The 17,627-nt window shown below is 42.6% G+C and carries 18 protein-coding genes and 1 other annotated feature; of the genes, 12 read left to right on the forward strand and 6 right to left on the reverse strand.

Annotated elements, in window-relative coordinates:
- Positions 1-109 precede the first annotated feature (109 nt).
- The gene (locus AC6UD8_RS00265; RefSeq protein WP_500698902.1) at positions 110-580 is read left to right on the forward strand and encodes a hypothetical protein; all 471 of its coding nucleotides are present in this window, start codon (positions 110-112) and stop codon (positions 578-580) included.
- Positions 581-779: 199 nt separating this feature from the next.
- Complete coding sequence (locus AC6UD8_RS00270; protein ID WP_500696362.1) at positions 780-1,697, forward strand: alpha/beta hydrolase; 918 nt, start codon at positions 780-782, stop codon at positions 1,695-1,697.
- A 298-nt stretch (positions 1,698-1,995) separates the two neighbouring features.
- Here the strand turns inward: AC6UD8_RS00270 and AC6UD8_RS00275 are convergent, their stop codons facing one another.
- Positions 1,996-2,781, reverse strand: coding sequence for a glucose 1-dehydrogenase (locus tag AC6UD8_RS00275; protein ID WP_500693605.1), 786 nt, complete (start codon positions 2,779-2,781; stop codon positions 1,996-1,998).
- Positions 2,782-3,007: 226 nt separating this feature from the next.
- Between AC6UD8_RS00275 and AC6UD8_RS00280 the strand changes: the two genes are divergently transcribed.
- Positions 3,008-3,358: an iron-sulfur cluster biosynthesis family protein gene (locus tag AC6UD8_RS00280; RefSeq protein ID WP_500693299.1), complete on the forward strand. Its 351-nt coding sequence runs from the start codon at positions 3,008-3,010 to the stop codon at positions 3,356-3,358.
- Positions 3,359-3,454: 96 nt separating this feature from the next.
- Here AC6UD8_RS00280 and AC6UD8_RS00285 read toward each other — a convergent pair whose 3' ends face one another.
- On the reverse strand, positions 3,455-5,080 hold the full coding sequence (locus AC6UD8_RS00285) for a putative glycosyltransferase family protein (protein WP_500698904.1): 1,626 nt from the start codon (positions 5,078-5,080) through the stop codon (positions 3,455-3,457).
- 168 nt (positions 5,081-5,248) lie between these two features.
- Positions 5,249-5,482, forward strand: a binding site (T-box leader).
- A gap of 47 nt (positions 5,483-5,529) precedes the next feature.
- Here AC6UD8_RS00285 and AC6UD8_RS00290 point away from each other — a divergent pair.
- The 9 genes from AC6UD8_RS00290 to AC6UD8_RS00330 all read left to right on the forward strand — a co-directional run bounded on the left by AC6UD8_RS00290 (position 5,530) and on the right by AC6UD8_RS00330 (position 14,400).
- Positions 5,530-6,372 (forward strand): MetQ/NlpA family ABC transporter substrate-binding protein, encoded by an 843-nt coding sequence (locus AC6UD8_RS00290; protein ID WP_500698906.1) that lies wholly within the window; start codon positions 5,530-5,532, stop codon positions 6,370-6,372.
- Between the two features lie 99 nt (positions 6,373-6,471).
- On the forward strand, positions 6,472-7,452 hold the full coding sequence (locus AC6UD8_RS00295) for a LacI family DNA-binding transcriptional regulator (RefSeq protein WP_500698909.1): 981 nt from the start codon (positions 6,472-6,474) through the stop codon (positions 7,450-7,452).
- A 167-nt stretch (positions 7,453-7,619) separates the two neighbouring features.
- Positions 7,620-8,366 carry a sugar phosphate isomerase/epimerase family protein gene (locus AC6UD8_RS00300; protein WP_500723538.1) on the forward strand — a complete coding sequence of 249 codons (747 nt, stop codon included), beginning with the start codon at positions 7,620-7,622 and terminating at the stop codon, positions 8,364-8,366.
- Entirely contained in the window at positions 8,367-9,653 is a 1,287-nt protein-coding gene (locus AC6UD8_RS00305; protein ID WP_500698913.1) for a Na+/H+ antiporter NhaC family protein, read from the forward strand.
- 23 nt (positions 9,654-9,676) lie between these two features.
- Positions 9,677-10,642 carry a sugar kinase gene (locus AC6UD8_RS00310; protein ID WP_500698916.1) on the forward strand — a complete coding sequence of 322 codons (966 nt, stop codon included), beginning with the start codon at positions 9,677-9,679 and terminating at the stop codon, positions 10,640-10,642.
- A gap of 19 nt (positions 10,643-10,661) precedes the next feature.
- Positions 10,662-11,597 carry a phosphoglycerate dehydrogenase gene (locus tag AC6UD8_RS00315; RefSeq protein WP_500698920.1) on the forward strand — a complete coding sequence of 312 codons (936 nt, stop codon included), beginning with the start codon at positions 10,662-10,664 and terminating at the stop codon, positions 11,595-11,597.
- A gap of 133 nt (positions 11,598-11,730) precedes the next feature.
- Positions 11,731-13,134, forward strand: coding sequence for an APC family permease (locus AC6UD8_RS00320; protein ID WP_500698922.1), 1,404 nt, complete (start codon positions 11,731-11,733; stop codon positions 13,132-13,134).
- A 131-nt stretch (positions 13,135-13,265) separates the two neighbouring features.
- Positions 13,266-13,715 carry a zinc-ribbon domain-containing protein gene (locus AC6UD8_RS00325; protein ID WP_500698925.1) on the forward strand — a complete coding sequence of 150 codons (450 nt, stop codon included), beginning with the start codon at positions 13,266-13,268 and terminating at the stop codon, positions 13,713-13,715.
- A gap of 52 nt (positions 13,716-13,767) precedes the next feature.
- Positions 13,768-14,400 (forward strand): DUF805 domain-containing protein, encoded by a 633-nt coding sequence (locus AC6UD8_RS00330; RefSeq protein ID WP_500698926.1) that lies wholly within the window; start codon positions 13,768-13,770, stop codon positions 14,398-14,400.
- Positions 14,401-14,446: 46 nt separating this feature from the next.
- Here AC6UD8_RS00330 and AC6UD8_RS00335 read toward each other — a convergent pair whose 3' ends face one another.
- The 4 genes from AC6UD8_RS00335 to AC6UD8_RS00350 form a co-directional block, all read right to left on the reverse strand.
- Complete coding sequence (locus AC6UD8_RS00335; RefSeq protein WP_500698928.1) at positions 14,447-15,106, reverse strand: zinc ribbon domain-containing protein; 660 nt, start codon at positions 15,104-15,106, stop codon at positions 14,447-14,449.
- A 17-nt stretch (positions 15,107-15,123) separates the two neighbouring features.
- Positions 15,124-15,516, reverse strand: coding sequence for a zinc-ribbon domain-containing protein (locus AC6UD8_RS00340; protein ID WP_500693314.1), 393 nt, complete (start codon positions 15,514-15,516; stop codon positions 15,124-15,126).
- Positions 15,517-15,660: 144 nt separating this feature from the next.
- Positions 15,661-16,575 (reverse strand): ABC transporter ATP-binding protein, encoded by a 915-nt coding sequence (locus AC6UD8_RS00345; protein WP_500698930.1) that lies wholly within the window; start codon positions 16,573-16,575, stop codon positions 15,661-15,663.
- A complete protein-coding gene (locus tag AC6UD8_RS00350) occupies positions 16,568-17,617 on the reverse strand; it encodes an ABC transporter ATP-binding protein (RefSeq protein WP_500695433.1) in 1,050 nt (349 codons plus the stop codon). Before AC6UD8_RS00350 ends, AC6UD8_RS00345 begins: the two co-directional genes overlap by 8 nt.
- Positions 17,618-17,627: the final 10 nt, after the last annotated feature.

The raw sequence follows: 17,627 nt of genomic DNA on the forward strand, positions 1-17,627 counted from the left end.
GTTCATCTCCATTAAGCAATTACACCAATTGTATCACGATTAATTTCCCCAAATGAATTCGATTTTAGGGTAAAATAATAATATAGAAAAGATTTAATTGGAGGAATTTATGAAGAAATCAGATATTGTTCAAAAGTTAGACTTCTTGTATGTTCTAACCCTAGTAATTTCAATTATTGAAACGGTTTTGTTGTTTCCAATTCTTGGTGGGATCATCATTGTTAGCATGCTTTGGGTTCCACTCTTGGTGCTATTAGGTCTCTACATTACTTGTTTCATCATCAGTTCGCAGATGGTGAGTTCTTTAAGTGATGGTAAAGTTAAGGCTGAGATGGATAACATCAAACCAAGATTTATCGTTGGGATTGTCTTGTCGATAATCGCAGTCATTCCAATTGTGGGATGGATTTCACACATTGTGATGGCCATTATCATGTGGCAGGTATTTACTAACATTAGTACGCTTAAGACGAACTTGATTAACGATGATGGAGCTAAGGGTGATTGGAAGGACGTTACACCAGACTCTGAGAAGCAGAATTCAAACCAGCAAGGTTCAGATAACAATTCTAATAAATAAACATATTATATAATTAGTAATTTTATCCTTATACAAGCACAAATACACCTATGGTTTTCATAGGTGTATTTTATTTTCATTAATTTTTCACTAAACTAAACCTTTTTTGTGTCATTGTGTCTGACCTCCACTAAGATAGTACATAGACTTATTAAAATCATTTTTAAAAGTGAAAATCAATTAGAAAGGAGCAAGGCCAATGAAAAGAATACTGAAATGGACTGGAGTGACGGCTTTCTTCTTTGTCATTTTCGCAATCATCCTTGATTTGGCGGTTGGCTATCTCCTGTTTAACTTTGCCTTTGGGAAGACGGGACTAGCCAGCTTGTACAACGAAAATGCTGGAACGCCCGATACCGAGTGGTTTAGTGATAATCACGCACAGGTGCTACACGAAAAGGCGAGTGATGGGACCAATCTAGTTGCTAGATACGTCCCATCGGAAAAACCAACCGACAAAACGATGATTGTTGTTCACGGTTACGGTAGTAATAGTGAAGAGATGGAATCCTTTATAAAAATCTTTCATGATGGCGGTTATAACGTTCTTGCACCCGATAACCAGTCATTTGGTGGAAGTGGGGGTAAGTACATTGGTTACGGTGTCAAAGACGCTACTAACCTAGAAAAGTGGGCTCGAGTGCTCAATTATAACCACCCCGACGGTGAATTAGGTCTGTTTGGGACAAGCATGGGAGCTTCGGCCGTCATGTATTCCCTGCCCAAAATGCCAAGCAACGTAAAATTTGCGATTGAGGACAGTGGCTATGCCAGTGTGGAAGGTGAGTTGGGTGGCCAATTGAAGCGGCTATTTAACATTCCGAGTTTCCCACTGGTTCCGACGGTTAATCTCTATGTAAGAATGTTTGCGAAGTATAACATGAACGATGGGAATACAAAGAAGACCCTGAAGCACAACCAGATTCCGTTGTTTATCATTCACGGTGACGTTGACAAGTTTGTCCCCGTTAAAAATGCCTATGAGAACTACAAGAACGATGCTGGTCCAAAACAAATCTGGATCATTAAGGGTGCTGGCCATATTGAAGGTCGTAGTCAGGATCCAGATACGTATACGCAAAAAGTCGTCAACTTTTCTCAGCAGTATTTTAAGTAGTTGAATTTAGTGAAATGATTGGTAAAATTAAGACAGGAATTCTGAGGAGATGAGAACCAATCAAAGCCAAAATCAGACTAACAGTTGCGTGTTTACTTGTAATCGGGGTAATTGCTGCATATTTTATCCTGGATCAAAGAGAACGATTGGTCCTCTTTTTTGAAGGAGTTGGATTAGTTGTCGCATGCGTCCTGTTTGGATGGCACGGAATTAATGAGTTAATCAAAAGAATTTTAAAGGTATTTTAGACCAAAAAAAGACTACGAATTTGAATTCGTAGTCTTTTTGGTTGGTAATTTTAACCGTTACCATTTTGAAATGATGGGTATAATGTCATTCCACCATCAACGTAAAGTGAGATTCCAGTAACGTAGCTAGCTTGGTCAGAAGCTAACCAAACGGCAGCAGCTGCAACTTCGGAAGGTTTACCAATCCGGTGCATTGGAACCATGTTAACCGTTGATTCGTAAGTCTTAGGATTAGCGAACTTCTTGGCGTTGATTGGGGTGTTAATGGCACCAGGACAAATCGAGTTAATTCGAATGTTTTGTTGAGCAAATTCCATTGCGGCAGTTTCGGTGAATAATTTAACGCCGCCCTTACTTGCAGCGTAACTTGCAAATGTCGGCCATGGAATTTGTTGGTGAACTGATGAAGTTTGAACGATACTACCCTTCTTGTTGTGCTTTAAGAAGTAGTTTAAAGCAGCTTTAGTACCCAAGAAAGTACCAGTCAAATCAACGTTAACGACTGCTTCCCATTCTTCAAGGGTAACTTCGTTTGTAGGGGTCTTCTTTTCCATCCCAGCGTTGTTGAACCAAACGTCCAAATCACCAAAGGAATCAACGGCGGCTTGTACTAATGATTCAGCACCAGCATCATCGCCAATGTCGCCTTGCTTAGTAACGGCGTGGCCACCGTTTTTTTCAACGATTTCAACAACTTGGTTAGCTGCATCTTCGTTTTTGTGGTAGTTAATAACCACGTTCATGTGTTCTTGACCCAAACGTTCAGCAATGGCAGCACCAATCCCTGAGTCTCCTCCAGTGATTACGGCCGTCTTGCCTTCAAGATCTTTATACATAACCATATAATATACACCTCTACATTTCTAATCCTGTTAAGCGGATTGGACTTGTTTCTGACACTATAATAACCCATTAAGAGACTAATATAAAGGGGAAAGAACTGATTGACCCTTTAAAATTAAGTTGTGTACATTTTACTTGCGTTATGGTGAATTCCTGCTATCATAAATAGTGAAGATTTGAAGAGGTTCATTTCTGAATCACTTATAGGAGGTTATAGATATGAAACTAACAATTACTGATGACGCAATGGCCTACATGAAGAAAAGATTAGCAGGTGCTAACGCATACCTGTTGGCCGCAAATGACGGATCAAATAACTTCTCTGAAGGTGCCGGCGGTGCTTGCACCGTTGGAGATGCCTTTCAAGTTGTTGGTGTTTCAAAAGCACCATCAGACTATGATGTTAAACTTGAAAACAATCAAGGTGCTGACGTTTTAACCAGCAAGAATGATATGACTTTCTTCGGACCAGGCCTAAAACTTGATTTCAAGAATAACTTCTTACAGTTAAAAGATGACGGTGAAATGATTGATGGTCAAGTTACGACCAACAATCAAGTTGAAAAATAGAATAAGAGATTAATAAGCCAGGGAAGAACCGGAGTAATTGCTTCGGTTCTTTTTTATTAAAAAATGGGATTCACGTCACGTGAGTCCCATTTTCGTTTATTTAAAATGTTTTTTGTAAAATGCCAGCCCAAGGTATACCAGTAAAAGTAACCAAGAAATAACGCTGATCCAAATCCCAATGATGTGAACGCGGGTGCGGTGATACGTCAATTTGATGGTGTTTGCTCCCTTTTTGACGGGAATGTGGATGGCACGCTTTTGGTCTACTTTAATTGGAACGGCCTGATTGTTAACGGTCACTACGTATCCAGGGAAGTAAACGTTTGGCAAACGAACCATGGTTACATTTTCAGTATCCAATTGGTACTTAATTTGATTGTACGAGGTAGTCCGCTTCGTTTGTTTTAAGCCCTTCTGATTTGGATTCATTTTTAAAATAGAGTGTTCTTTGAGTAGCGGTTCTAGTGAATCGGAAGCATGAGGGAGGTAGTCCCAATAAACGGCCGATTTTCCCACCTTTTCAAATTCCTGTGGTGAAGAAGCCTGAGGTTCCCACGATTTGAGCTGCAAATTAGTGGCAAGTGATGAACACAAGCTAAGCACTAAGACGCCTAAAAGCAGGAGGGTTCCCGTAGAATTGTTTTTGGCAAATATCTTGGTGATGATTTCTCCGCCCAGAAACGCAAGGAGGACAGTGGTGATGATTAAAAAACGGAATGGGAATTGGATCATTCCCACCCACTTTTGCAAAAGGTCCCACGGAAAGAGATTCGAACTAAAAAGCAGAAAGAGCAGTGAAAGGACCGTCATTGATTTGGAGAACAGATCGAGTCGATGCCAGAAGACGAACAGCAAGATGATGATCATTAGTCCGACAATGCCAATACCAGCGCCATACTGCCACGGTCCGTTCGGAGTGGGGCCGAAAAACAGATTGGAGACCGGGATACTCATGTCTTGTAGGCGACACTTCATGATGGAAATTTCTTGGTCGTAGTGGTAATTCTGAATTAATGGCAGTAAAAAGAAAGCGGATAAACAAAAAGTGCCGATTGCAGCAACAACCAGTGCTATGACCCGCTTCACCTTAAGTTTCAATGAATCATGGTTTAACATGATAATAATGATCGTTATGGCGGCAAAGGCACCGGCAATTAAAAATGATAGTAGGTGGGTTAAGACTAAAAACGTTAATCCAACACTTAAGACCCACCACTGGCAATAGTTTTTGATACACACCTGATAAATTCCGTACAGAACCACTGGCAGAAAGACAAACGCCATTCCTTCAGCCACATCAAAGCGCACAAAGAGGTCGAACGTCAAATACGTCGATAAACCGTAGATGATGGCGGATGCGAGCCCAGTCAGTTTCCGATTGGTGATTTTCCAGGTTGCTAGGTACATGGAGATAAACACCAGGAAGTTGATTAGGATTAGGTAAAGTAAGTAAGATGTGTACGGATTCTTAATAACCAGATGAATCATGGCCTCAGGTAAGACGGCAAAAATCGGATAGAACCCGTTTAGCGGATAACCAACTTTGACAAAGGTCTTCGTCATCATCCCTGGTATCATATGTAGGATGCCACCGTGTTGAACCTGGATGTAACTCTCATACGACCTGGCCAGGTGAAACTGCATGTCCTCGCGTGGTAGGATTGGATTTCCAAAGAAATACGGACTGACGATTGCCACACTTAGAATTAAAAATAAAATCATTGAAAATAGCGTAAAATGCTTATGTATGAACTTCGAGATGGTAATTCCCCCTTGTGATTTAATATCATTATTATAGAATAACTTTAAAAGTTATTCTATTTTTTCTCAAAAATGATTGACATTGAGTTTTAAAGCATGTAAAGTAACGACCATTAAAAACAATAAATTAACTAAACGGAAAAGTTGAGTAGGCAGAAGAAACTCAAAGAGAGTCTCAGGTTGGTGCGATGAGATGAGTTAGCGTTGTTGAAGATGGACTTGGAGTTTTCACCAGTAAATCGTGAGCTGGTGACGGGATGCCGCCGATATCATGGCCTAGTTATTTTTACAAGTAACCGTTGAGGTAGTCGTTGTGAGACGGCTATGAATTAAGGTGGTACCGCGGAAGCATTCGTCCTTTTTACAGGATGGATGCTTTTTTGTTTGGTTAATAAATGGGAGGAACGCAGATGAGAAGATGGGTTAAATACTTAATTTGGATTGGAATTATATTGTTTATTGGAATCGCCGGATACTTCAGCTTTTTCCACCAATCAGAAGCTGAAGCGAACACCATTACCGTTGGCATCATGGCCGGATCCAAACAGGAACAGGCCATCTGGAACGAAGTGGCTAAAGACGCCAAGGATAAGTACGGCCTAAACGTTCAGTTTCAGACGTTTACCGATTATTCACAGCCTAACAACGCTCTGACTAACGGAGACATCGACGTGAATGCCTACCAAAACTACCCATTTTTGGACAATTGGAATGACGTCCACCACACGGACATCGTGCCGGTGGGGGATACCGTGATTGAGCCAATGAGAATCTACTCCAATCAGTTTAAGTCGGTTAATGAAATTTCCAGTGGAACTTCCATTGCGGTGCCAAACGACACTAACAACGAGTCCCGGGCTTTACACGTCCTTCAGAGTGCGGGGTTGATTAAGTTAAATCCGAAAAAGGCGTTCACCACCGTCAAGGACATTACTAGTAATCCGAAGAACCTGAAGATTAAGGAAGTTGACGCCTCGCAAACGCCACGATTACTGAACTCAACGGGAGCTTCCGTTGTGAACGGGAACTTTGCTGAAAGTTCGAACCTGAGTCCGAAGAAGGCCATTTATACGGCGCCATTTACCAAGGATTCGCATAAGTGGGTCAACTTCATTGCCGCAAAGAAGCGCGACGAACATAGCAAGAAAATCAAGGAATTAGTGAAAGCCTATCAGACCGAGAAGACCGCTAAACTGATTAAGAAAGAGTCCGGGATTAATCAACAAGCGGCTTGGAACCTTAAATTTAAGTAACTCAATAAGAATTCATCAATTAATTGATGAATTCTTTTATTGGTCTGAAACAATGGTTTAATAAATGGTAGAATGAAAAAAACGATGGGAGTGATCCAAATGGGTTCAGTAGCTACGATTAGAGACGTTGCGTCAGAAGCAGGAGTGTCAACTGCCACCATCTCACGCTACTTAAACGGAAAGACCAACCACATGTCCGATGCTACTGCCAAGCGGGTTACCGAAGCGATCAAAAAGTTGAACTACGTGCCAAACGAATCCGCCAGACAGCTCATTACCAAGCAAAGTCGATTGGTGGCGGTCATTGCGGCGGATGTTGATGATTACTTTTCCACGGAGATTTTTAAGGGTGTTAATTCGGTTTTAAAAAAGAACAACTTCATCGCGGTCTTAATGGACTCCGATAGTGATGAACGGCGGGAACTTGACACGTTATCGTCACTTAACCAACAAATGTTTGGTGGCGTTTTGATTCAGCCGTTAAGTAACGACCTGGACGCTTTTCAAAGCTCAATTCCCACAAATGTACCGGTGGTCATGTTAGATCGGCAGATTAAGGGCAGTCCGTGGCCGAGTGTGGTTACCAATAACTATGAGGTCAGTAAGAAAGCGGCGCGATACTTTAAAGACCAGGGATTAAGCCACGTCTTTGTGATTACAAATAATGTAAAAAACGTTTCCACCCGAGAACAACGACTGAACGGGATTAAAGCAGTCTATGGGAACCACGTCACGATCATTCAACCGGGAAACGATGAGGCTTCATTTCATCAGGCATACGCCAAACTGAAAAATGACATCAAAGAAACAAATGGGGGTCTGATTTTTGCTTTAAAGGAACGGTGGCTCTTGAAGTTTTTGCCCAAGTTGATTCGGGATGGGGTAATTCGGAAGTCCGATGGGATGCACATGACGGGATTTTCTGACACTTCACTGGTAGATAATATTGACCCAGGAATCAAGGTTATCAATCAGGATCCGTTTCAGATTGGGGTGAATGCCGCTCAGATCCTGATTGAAGGGATTGAGAGTGATTCCCAACCGATTGCGAAAAAAATTGAGATTCCAGCCCAATTTTAAGTATCGAGGCTAGCCTAGTGAGGCTAGTCTTTTTTTATGGCGTCATGGAAAACGATTACATATTTTTAGAAAAAAGATTGCCAAATAGTATTGACTACTTTTATGTAAACGTTTACCATAAGTATCAATATGAAAGCGGTATCAAATTAAAAAAGGAGTGGATATTGATGCGATTGTTTTTAAATACATGGATCTTTGTAAATGACATCGAAGCCGGTACGAGTCAGGCAGCGTTATTCCCACGCGTGAAACAAATGAACGTTGACGGAATTGAAGTTCGACGAGAATACATCAAGGATTTTTCAAAGGAACTGGATGAGATTGATAATGCCAGATTGAGAACGGGATTACTGGTGAATTACAGTGTCCCCGATGTGCTGTTTTTAAAGGACGGTTCAGTTAATCCCAAGTTGAGGCAATACTTTGATGAGGGTCAACAAATGGGAATTACCAAAATCAAGTTTAACGTGGGAAACTTTCGGGCGTTTGACGGTGATTTGTCCCATGCTTTTGACGGTTTACCACTCGATCAGATTCAAATGAACGTGGAAAACGATCAAACCGAGGTTAGTGGCAAAATGGCTAATGTTAAACACTTTTTAAACCAAGCGAAAAAGAATGGGCTGCCCATTAAGTACGTGTACGACCTTGGCAACTGGGCGTTTACCCATCAAAGTGCGGACTATGCGGCTGATTCTTTGTACCAGTATACCGATTACATTCATCTAAAGAACGTCAACCAGTTTGATGAAGATGACTTACAGACCGCGGACGATCTAAACGACGGCATGTTTGATTGGAAAAACATCCTGAACGAGTTACCGAAAACGGCGGATTTAGCGCTTGAATTTCCGATGGAAGACGACGAACACGTTGAACGTCAGGTCAAGTTGCTGAGAGATGAGGTGATGTAGTTGATGAATACCATTATTGCGATTCTATTACTGGTTACCTTTGCTGGCTTTATCTTTTACATTGTTAAAGGTGGGGACCTGACCATTGGGTTCTTCGTCATGGCGATTCTTTGGACCGTCATCGGCCTGATCCCATATCACACCGCTTTGACAGCGGTCTTCTCGACGCCCGCTTTGAAGTACGGTTCGACGATTATCTACATTGTCTTTGGTTCGTGGTTTGGACGAGTGCTGGTTGACAGTGGCATTGCGCCATCGATTTCACAGAAAACGAATAAGGTTGGAAAATCGCATCCCTTACTGGCCGCCATCCTGATTGTCTTAGTTACGGCGCTGTTGTTTGTCAGTTCCTACGGAGTGGGTTCGGTCATTGCCATCGGTGTCATTTTGTTACCAATCCTCTTGTCATTGGGGATTCCACGAGACGTGGCCCTAACGACGTTTGCCTTGTCGATTGGTTCGGCCATGTACGTCAACGTCGTGCTCTTTAATCAGATTAAGGCGTTCTTCCCCAAGGCTCAATACAATCTGCATTACCTTGAATTTGGGTGGGCGGCCATGGCGGTGCAACTAATTGCGGTGATCTTGTTTCTAGTGATGAAACGTCACACGTTCAATCCAAAGAATGCCGAGGCCAACCTGAAGAAAATCGGGGCAACTGACCCGGGAGACGTCGACAAGATTCCGTACATTGCGTACGCCATCCCAGTTGTTCCCGTTATTTTGAACATGGCGCTCGGCTGGGATGCCATTCCAGCCTTGATCCTTTCTAGTATCCTAGCGATGCTTGTGACTGGTAAGATGAACGGCTACAAAAAATTCAAAGAATTTCTTAATACCACGATTAAACAGTCCATTAACGACATTTCGGGCTTAATCATGTTCTTGATGGCACTGGTTATGTTTGCCGGGGCGGCTCAGTTAAACGCTGGTCGTTTCAAGGGAATCTTCAGCGCCATCCTGCCAAACAGTCACTTACTTCTAGCACTTGGAATCGGAGTTCTTGCTCCCTTAGCATTGTTTAGAGGACCACTTCAGGTCTGGGGTGCAGGAGCTGCGACGGCCGCCGTACTTTCCGCCACCGGAATGTTTAACGACATGTTCTTGTTACCGTTAATGTACGTCCCAACTTTGATGGCGGTTTCAACTGATATTACTCAGTCATGGAACGTCTGGGGTCTTGACTACATGAAGGTTCGCCCCCAGCAACTGTTGAAACTGGGAGTTCCGGTCATGTGGATTGTCTCCATTTTAAACGAAATATTAGTGTACTTATTCTTCGGATAGATGATTAAAGAAAGGTGAAAATTATGAGTGAATTTCTGACAATTGGTGAACCAGTGGTGACGTTCGCCTCAACCGATCCTGACGCTACTTTAGCTGATTCAACCCACTATCTAAAAATCCTCGGAGGAGCGGAGCTAAACGTGGCTATTGGTGCTAAACGACTGGGACATTCCGCTGAGTACGTGTCTCAGGTGGGAACCGATCCGCTGGGTAAATACGCCAAAGACGTGATTATCGACCACGGCGTTGGCATTGACTACGTTAAAGACGATCCCGATCACTGGACGGGTCATCAATTAAAACAGATGGTGACGCACGGTGATCCCCAGACGTTCAATTATCGCACGGGATCGGCCGCTTCGCATCTAAAGCGGGGAGTCATTGACGAGATTAATCTTGACGACGTCAAAATGGCTCATCTAACGGGGATCTTTCCGGCTTTGTCAGCTGAAGCGGAAGACTCATATCGTGCATTAATGGACCGATTGATTAATAATGAAATCAAGATAACGTTTGATCCAAACCTGCGTCCCGGACTGTGGGGTGATCATGATCGAATGATTAAGACGATTAACGAATTAGCTAAAAACGCTGACATTGTGATGCCAGGTGTAAACGAAGGCAAGGTCCTCATGGGAAGTGATGACCCAGAAAAAATCGCTGACTTTTACCTCCAAAATGGCGAACGCACGAACGCGGTGCTCATTAAGTTGGGCCCAAATGGAGCCTACGTGAAAACCAAAAACGGTGATTCGTATACGGTAGCTGGTTTCAAGGTCGATCACGTCGTCGACACAGTTGGTGCCGGTGATGGGTTTGCACTCGGGGTAATTACCGCACTATTAGAGGGCAAAAATCTAAAGAGTGCGGTCATACGGGGAAATGCAGTTGGGGCGCTTCAGGTTCAGACGCCCGGTGATAACGACGGTTATCCGACTCCAAGTGAATTAAATGAATTTTATAAAAAAGAACACGTTAGTGAATCGTAAGTAGATGGGAGAGATTATGATGGCTAAAAAAGTTGCAGTACAAGCAAGCTTGGCTCCAGATGGAAAACAGCTACTGAAAGACAGTGGCTTTGATGTTGTGGAATTACCGGACAAAAAGATTTCAACGTTGCTTGATATGGCCGCCGATGCTTATGGCATCCTGATTGGGACGACGCCATTTCCAAATGAGACGATTGAAAAAATGCCGAACTTAAAGATCATCGCTAGAAACGGTGTGGGTTATGACAACATCGATGTTCCCTTTATGGTACAACATGGCATATATGTAACAATTACGCCGCTCGCCAATGCCTCAACGGTTGCGGAAACGACGTTAGCCGAAATCTTTGACGTATCAAAGAACGTTACCAATGATTCGCACGAGATGCGTAAGGGGAACTGGAACTACAAGAAAGATCATATGGGTTTTGATTTAGAAGGCAAGGTCCTCGGAATTCTCGGTTACGGCCGAATTGGTAAGATGGTCGCTAAGAAGGTGAGTGGACTGGGGATGAATGTCATCTACAATTCACCCCATGCTGAAGACTCTGAATACGGTAAGGCGGTTAATCGTGATGCCATCTTTACTGATTCAGACATCGTCACTTTACACATGCCGGTGCTGCCTTCGACTAAACAAAGCGTTGGTAAACGTGAGTTTGAGATGATGGACAACTCGGCGGTTCTCATTAATTTGGCTCGTGGAGCACTCGTTAATACGGATGATCTAATCGACGCTTTAAAGAGTCACGAAATTAAGGCCGCTGCCCTGGATGTGTTTGATTCTGAACCGCTACCAATGGACAGTCCACTCTACAAGCTGGATAATGTCTTGTTGACACCGCACATTGCCTCTAACACGGTGGAATGCATGAACCGGATGGCTCACGATGCCGCCAGTGAGATCGTGAAGGTCCTAAAGGGTGAACAACCACAGTGGGCGGTTAAAAAGTAAAAAAAATTAACTAAGAACTGGGATGAAATGGTCTCAGTTCTTTTTTATTTAAGAAAATCTTTAAAAAGTAATTGTCATCATCTTTTTTTCACGGTACAATTCAATGCAATACAAATGAAAAGGAGTGATGCATATGCATAATATGTTCAAAAAAGAATCGGTTGCTAGTTTCGTCAAAGCCGATGCCGGCTTAAAGCGAACGCTGACCGCTAAAGATCTAATTGGTCTTGGCGTCGGAGCCGTTGTCGGAACTGGGATCTTTATTCTTCCAGGACACGAAGCAGCTTTACACGCAGGACCAGCAGTCGCACTGGCATTCTTGCTTGCTGCCATCTTAGCTGGGGTCGTGGGTATGGCGTATGCCGAGTTTTCGTCGGCAATGCCCGTTGCTGGTTCAGCATACTCCTTTGGAAGCGTCGTTTACGGCGAGATTATCGGGTGGATTCTTGGTTGGGGACTAATCCTAGAGTACTTCTTGGCAGTCTCCGCTGAGGCCACTGGATTTGCTTCGTACTTTAATAACAATATTTTAGCCGCCATTGGGATTAACATTCCGAAGTTTCTCCAAAGTGGACCGATGGAGGGTGGTATCGTCAACATCAGTGCCGTTGTCATTACCCTGTTAGTTGGATTACTCGCTTTAATGGGAACTAATTTTTCCAAGAAGATTGAAAATGTTGCCGTGCTGGTCAAAATTGGCATCATTGTTTTGTTTATCGTTGTGGGTGTTTTTTACATCAAGTCAAGCAACTACGTTCCGTTTTACCCGAAACAATTTCACACCCCTCCGTTTGGTTTAGGGGGAATCTCAACCGCCGCTGCCACCGTCTTTTTTGCTTTCATGGGCTTTGACGCGTTGGCATCGAACTCCGCTGAAACCATTAATCCTAATAAGAATATGGCCAAGGGAATCCTTGGAACCGTTTTGATTGCGGCCGTCCTGTACGTCGGGTTCTCTTTGGTCCTGACCGGAATGGTTCATTACTCACTACTAAACGTTGACGATCCGGCCGCTTTGGCATTCTCCGTGGTGCACCTGAACTTTATGAACAAGGCCATCACGATTGGAGCGCTGTTTGGGATTTTCACCGCCATGGTCACCATGGTCATCGGGAGTTCCCGACTGGTTTATTCACTTGGACGTGACGGACTAATTTCTAAGAAAATGGGGAAGATTAACCACAAGACTGGAATTCCAACCTACGCGGTTTGGTTAGCCGTCATCATTCAGGCCATCTTTGCCGGGGTTGTTCCTTTGACCCAACTAGTTTCATTGATTAACGCTGGAACTTTGGTTGCGTTTGCTTTTATCTCATTTGGAATTATTCCATTGAGACGAAGAAAGGACATCAAGAATACTGGTTACAAGATGCCCCTTTACCCGTACTTGCCAATCCTAGCCGGACTGATGAGTATCTACTTCATCATCATGTTACCGAACGTGACCAAGATTGCGGTAATTGGTTGGTTAGCACTGGGAATTGTGATCTACTTTGTTTACGGAATTCACCATTCTCGATTGCAAAATGAAGAATAATTGATAAATGGGAAACCAGGGATGGTTTCTCATTTTTTGTAGCTAATTAAGATTTGTATGTGATAAGATTAATTTGGGTTCTAACTTTCTGGCTGGAGTCCCTTTAATACATACGAAAAGGAGAAAGAAAAATGGCATTAAAAACAAGATTTTGTCCTAACTGTGGAGCTGAGATTCCATTTGACGTGAAGTTCTGCACGAAATGTGGGTATAAACAACCCAGTATCGATGAGTTGGAAGAAATGAATCAGGAAGATGAAACAACTACGGTTGAGGTTGACCCAAATGAAAAACAAGAAGTGGGCCAACCTGAAATTGTGATTCCTGTTTCAGCTGGTGCAATTCCTGATGGATATGAATTCAATCAAAACGGGTCAGTGGCGTTAAGTGACCACTATATTCCAGATGACGACCAGATTTTGCGGGATTTTCAACAGGAAGCTTTTAATAAAATTAGAGATATTGTGAAAGAAAATAATTGTGATGGTGCCTTTAATCTGGCAATTCAGACTCAAATTGACGGAGATAGTTCAAAAATGTTCATTTTCGCCTATTTTGATATGGCAAATAGTGTAAAATAAAAGTAGATGTTACATTAACATCGATTTAAATACATAATATGGAGGTTTTATGATGGATGACACCAAGCACTGTCCCAATTGTGGTAAATTGTTAAAGGCGGATGTGAAATTCTGTCCTTATTGTGGTCAAGCTCAACCCGAAATGGCTGATGCCCAAAGTAGTCAAAGCACTGATAATCAACAGGCTAATTATGGTTATCAAGAAACTAATAATGAGCAGCAGACTTATCGGCCAGAATCTGATAATGGAGCGAATATTCGATCTGAATATTCATCACCTAACATGATTACATCGTTTAAAGATTACTTTGGGAACATGTTTCATATTTCTGGAAGGATGAGCAGGGCGTCGTATTGGTGGTCATACTTAGATGTATGTTTAATTACAGTTGCTTTTTATTTCTTGATGTTTGTGTTCGGTAGTATAGATTCTTCGGTGGCATACGCGATTACAATATTGATTGGAATTGCATTTCTTGTTTTTGGTGTTGCCGCGGGTATTGCACAAATCACTTCCACCTGTCGTAGATTTCATGACATCAATTATTCAGCTGGTTTCTGGTGGTTACAACTGATTCCATTTGTTGGAAGTATTATCGTTTTCATCTTCATGTTGTTTAGCTCTGTGGACGAAGGCAATCGCTTTGGCGGACCAGATGTTAGCTACTTGAAGAAATTAAAATAGTTAGTAAAAAAACACTGCTTAATGGGCAGTGTTTTTTTACTAACTATTATTGTTGTGGACCCATAATAAATTGTTTTCCCGATTTCATATTGTCTCCCCAATTGACATTAATAGCGGTCTTGGTCAGGTGGAAAGTATCAGTGAGACTACCAGCTAATTGTAATGGGAGTTTCTTAGGGTCTTCGTTAGAATCGTCATTGTTTAGAACTTTATACATGTAAAATGACTGATTATGGTGTGGTAATTTGGCCTTGATCAAGTAGAAGCTACCATAATTTGCATTCTTTTTATCGTTTGGATGCTTTATGTAAAATTTATATGATTTGTCTTTCGTATTATACATTAACGTGGCATGTGCTTCACTAAGTTCATCACTTAATGAAAATCCATTTGGTGCATCGTTGTCGGGACGGGCTGTGTGATTAATCGACTTAATCACGCTACTAGCATTCGTATCCTGATTAGGGAAAACATGACGTGCCCTAAAGTAGAAGTTCAAACCGAAAATAACGGCAAGGACAATGGTTCCAATCCCACCTAGCAGTTTCTTCAAGTTACTTTTATTGTTTCGGGGATGATTCTCAGTCGGACTGGTTTTGGGTTGTTGCTTGGTTGTCTGTGGCTGCTCAGCCCCACAATATTGACAAAAGCTCGCGTCTTTTTTGATCTTTTTACCACAGTTGACACAAAACTTTGTATTATTCATTAGATTTCATCCTACTTTCAAAATACTTGTGAACCCATGACCATCCCGAAAATAATTCCAATGATCATCAAAACAACTGACGCAATTATCAAAATAATTCCAGCATTTTGGTGGTATTTGAGTTCGATTGCGCCAAGGACAATTCCGATAATTCCAAACACGATGGGGACAAAAAGGGTCGACAAAACGGCGGAAATCCAACCGAACACCAGTAAAAGGGTACTGATGGTTTCAGGATTGCCCTGATTGCTAGTAGTCTGAGGTTGCATACTTGCTGGACTTGGTTGTGACTCATTATGCGGGGTCGAATTGATTTCTGGTTGTTTGGCACCACAATACTGACAGAACTTTGTTTCCTTTGGGATCTTCTTGCCACATTTAACGCAGAATTTTTCGTTAGTGTTATTCATTGAGATAAGCCTCCATCTTGTGATTGAATTCATTATTCACATTAATAATACCATTCCCTTGTTACTCCCGCAATTGAAGGCTGAATTAAGAGAAATAAAAAACGTTCGACTGAATTTATTTTCAATCGAACGTTTTTGAAACGGTTATTTGTATTGTTTAGCTTCCTCATCACTGCAGTACAGCCAGTGACCAGGACGGACTTCTTGAAGGTATTGGTCTTCTTTAAATGGTTGACTGTGGTCGAACTTGATAATCTTGTGCTGTTTCTCTGAGTGTGGGTCAGGAACTGGCACTGCTGACAACAAGCTTTGGGTGTACTTGTGAAGGGGATGGTTGTATAACTCATCGGTATCAGCCATTTCCACGATTTTACCAGCGTACATGACGGCAATTCGGTCACTAATGTACTTCACCATTGAAAGGTCATGAGCGATGAATAGGTACGTTAGACCCTCTTTTTCTTGAATGTCCTGCATTAGGTTTACGACCTGAGCCTGAACGGAAACGTCCAGGGCGGAAATTGGTTCATCAGCGATGATGAACTTAGGTTTAACCGCTAGGGCTCTAGCGATTCCAATTCGTTGTCGTTGACCACCAGAGAACTCGTAGGGGTAACGACTGGCATGTTCTTCGTTTAGGTTAACGAGGTGAAGGAGCTCCCGAACTCGGTTATCTCGTTCATCAGAATCTTTAACCAGGTGATTGATATCAAGGCCTTCGGCGATGATATCCTCCACTTTCATTCGGGGGTTCAGTGAGGCATACGGATCCTGAAAGATCATCTGCATCTGACTTCGGAGGTTTTTCATCTGTTTTCGTTTTAACTTCGAGATGTTTTGCCCCTCAAAGTCAATTTCACCATCAGTTGGGTCGTATAAACGAATGATGTCTCTTCCAGTCGTACTTTTACCAGAACCAGATTCACCAACCAGTCCCAGCGTTTCACCAGGATAAATGTTGAATGAGATGTCGTCAACGGCCTTAACTTCGTCGGGCTTTCCGACGTTAAAGTATTGTTTTAAATGTTTAACTGAAACAATTGGGTCCTTTTTAGTCATGGTCGTTTTCACCTCGTTTCTTAAATTCAGCCTGACGCTTTTGAATTGATTCCGGTGGGGTAACCTTTGGAGCTCGCTTGTCTAACAACCAGGTGGCGGCGTAGTGGCTGTCACTGACCTTGAAGAAGGGTGGTTGTTGTTCATGGTCGATCTTTAAAGCGTACTTGTTCCGGGCATAGAAAGCGTCACCCTTTGGTGGGTTAATCAAGTTGGGTGGCGTTCCTGGAATCGTGTTTAATCGATCACTCTTCATGGATAAAGTTGGCATAGAATCAAGTAGTCCCCATGTGTAGGGATGTTGTGGATTGTAGAAAATGTCGTCAACGGTTCCATACTCGACAATCTTACCCGCATACATGACGGCAACTCGGTCAGCAATGTTAGCAACCACCCCTAAGTCATGGGTGATGAAGATAATCGACGTTCCAATTCTGTCCTTTAACTCTCTTAGTAGCTTAATGATTTGAGCTTGAACCGTAACGTCCAATGCGGTAGTCGGTTCGTCGGCGATTAGAACATCAGGATGGTCAATAATAGCCATCGCAATCACGATTCTTTGTCTTTGACCACCAGAAAATTGGTGGGGATAGTCGCGCATCCGTTCTCTCGCGTTGGGAATGCCGACTTCTTCTAGTACCTCGGCCGCCCGCTTTAAGGCTTTTCCTTTGGACATTCCCTCGTGAACTCGTAGTGGTTCAGCCACTTGATTACCGATGTTCATGGTGGGGTCCAGTGAGGTCATGGGATCCTGAGAGATCATGGCAATCTTGCCACCACGAATCTTGTCCATTTGTTTTTTTGATTCTTTTAAAATATCTTTGCCTTCAAAATCAATTGTACCGTTGGTGATGGTTTCGTTATCAGCTAGAAGACGCATGATAGTTCTCACGGTGATTGATTTCCCTGAACCAGATTCGCCAACAAGGGCGAGCGTTTCTCCTTTGTCAAGGTGGAAGCTAACGTCACGAATGGCCTTCACGGTTCCGTTTAGGGTAGCAAAATCAATTGACAGGTTTTTAACGTCTAAAACTTTTTGAGCCATCTTATCTGTC

It is taken from the genome of Fructilactobacillus sp. X1R3C1 (assembly GCF_059901545.1).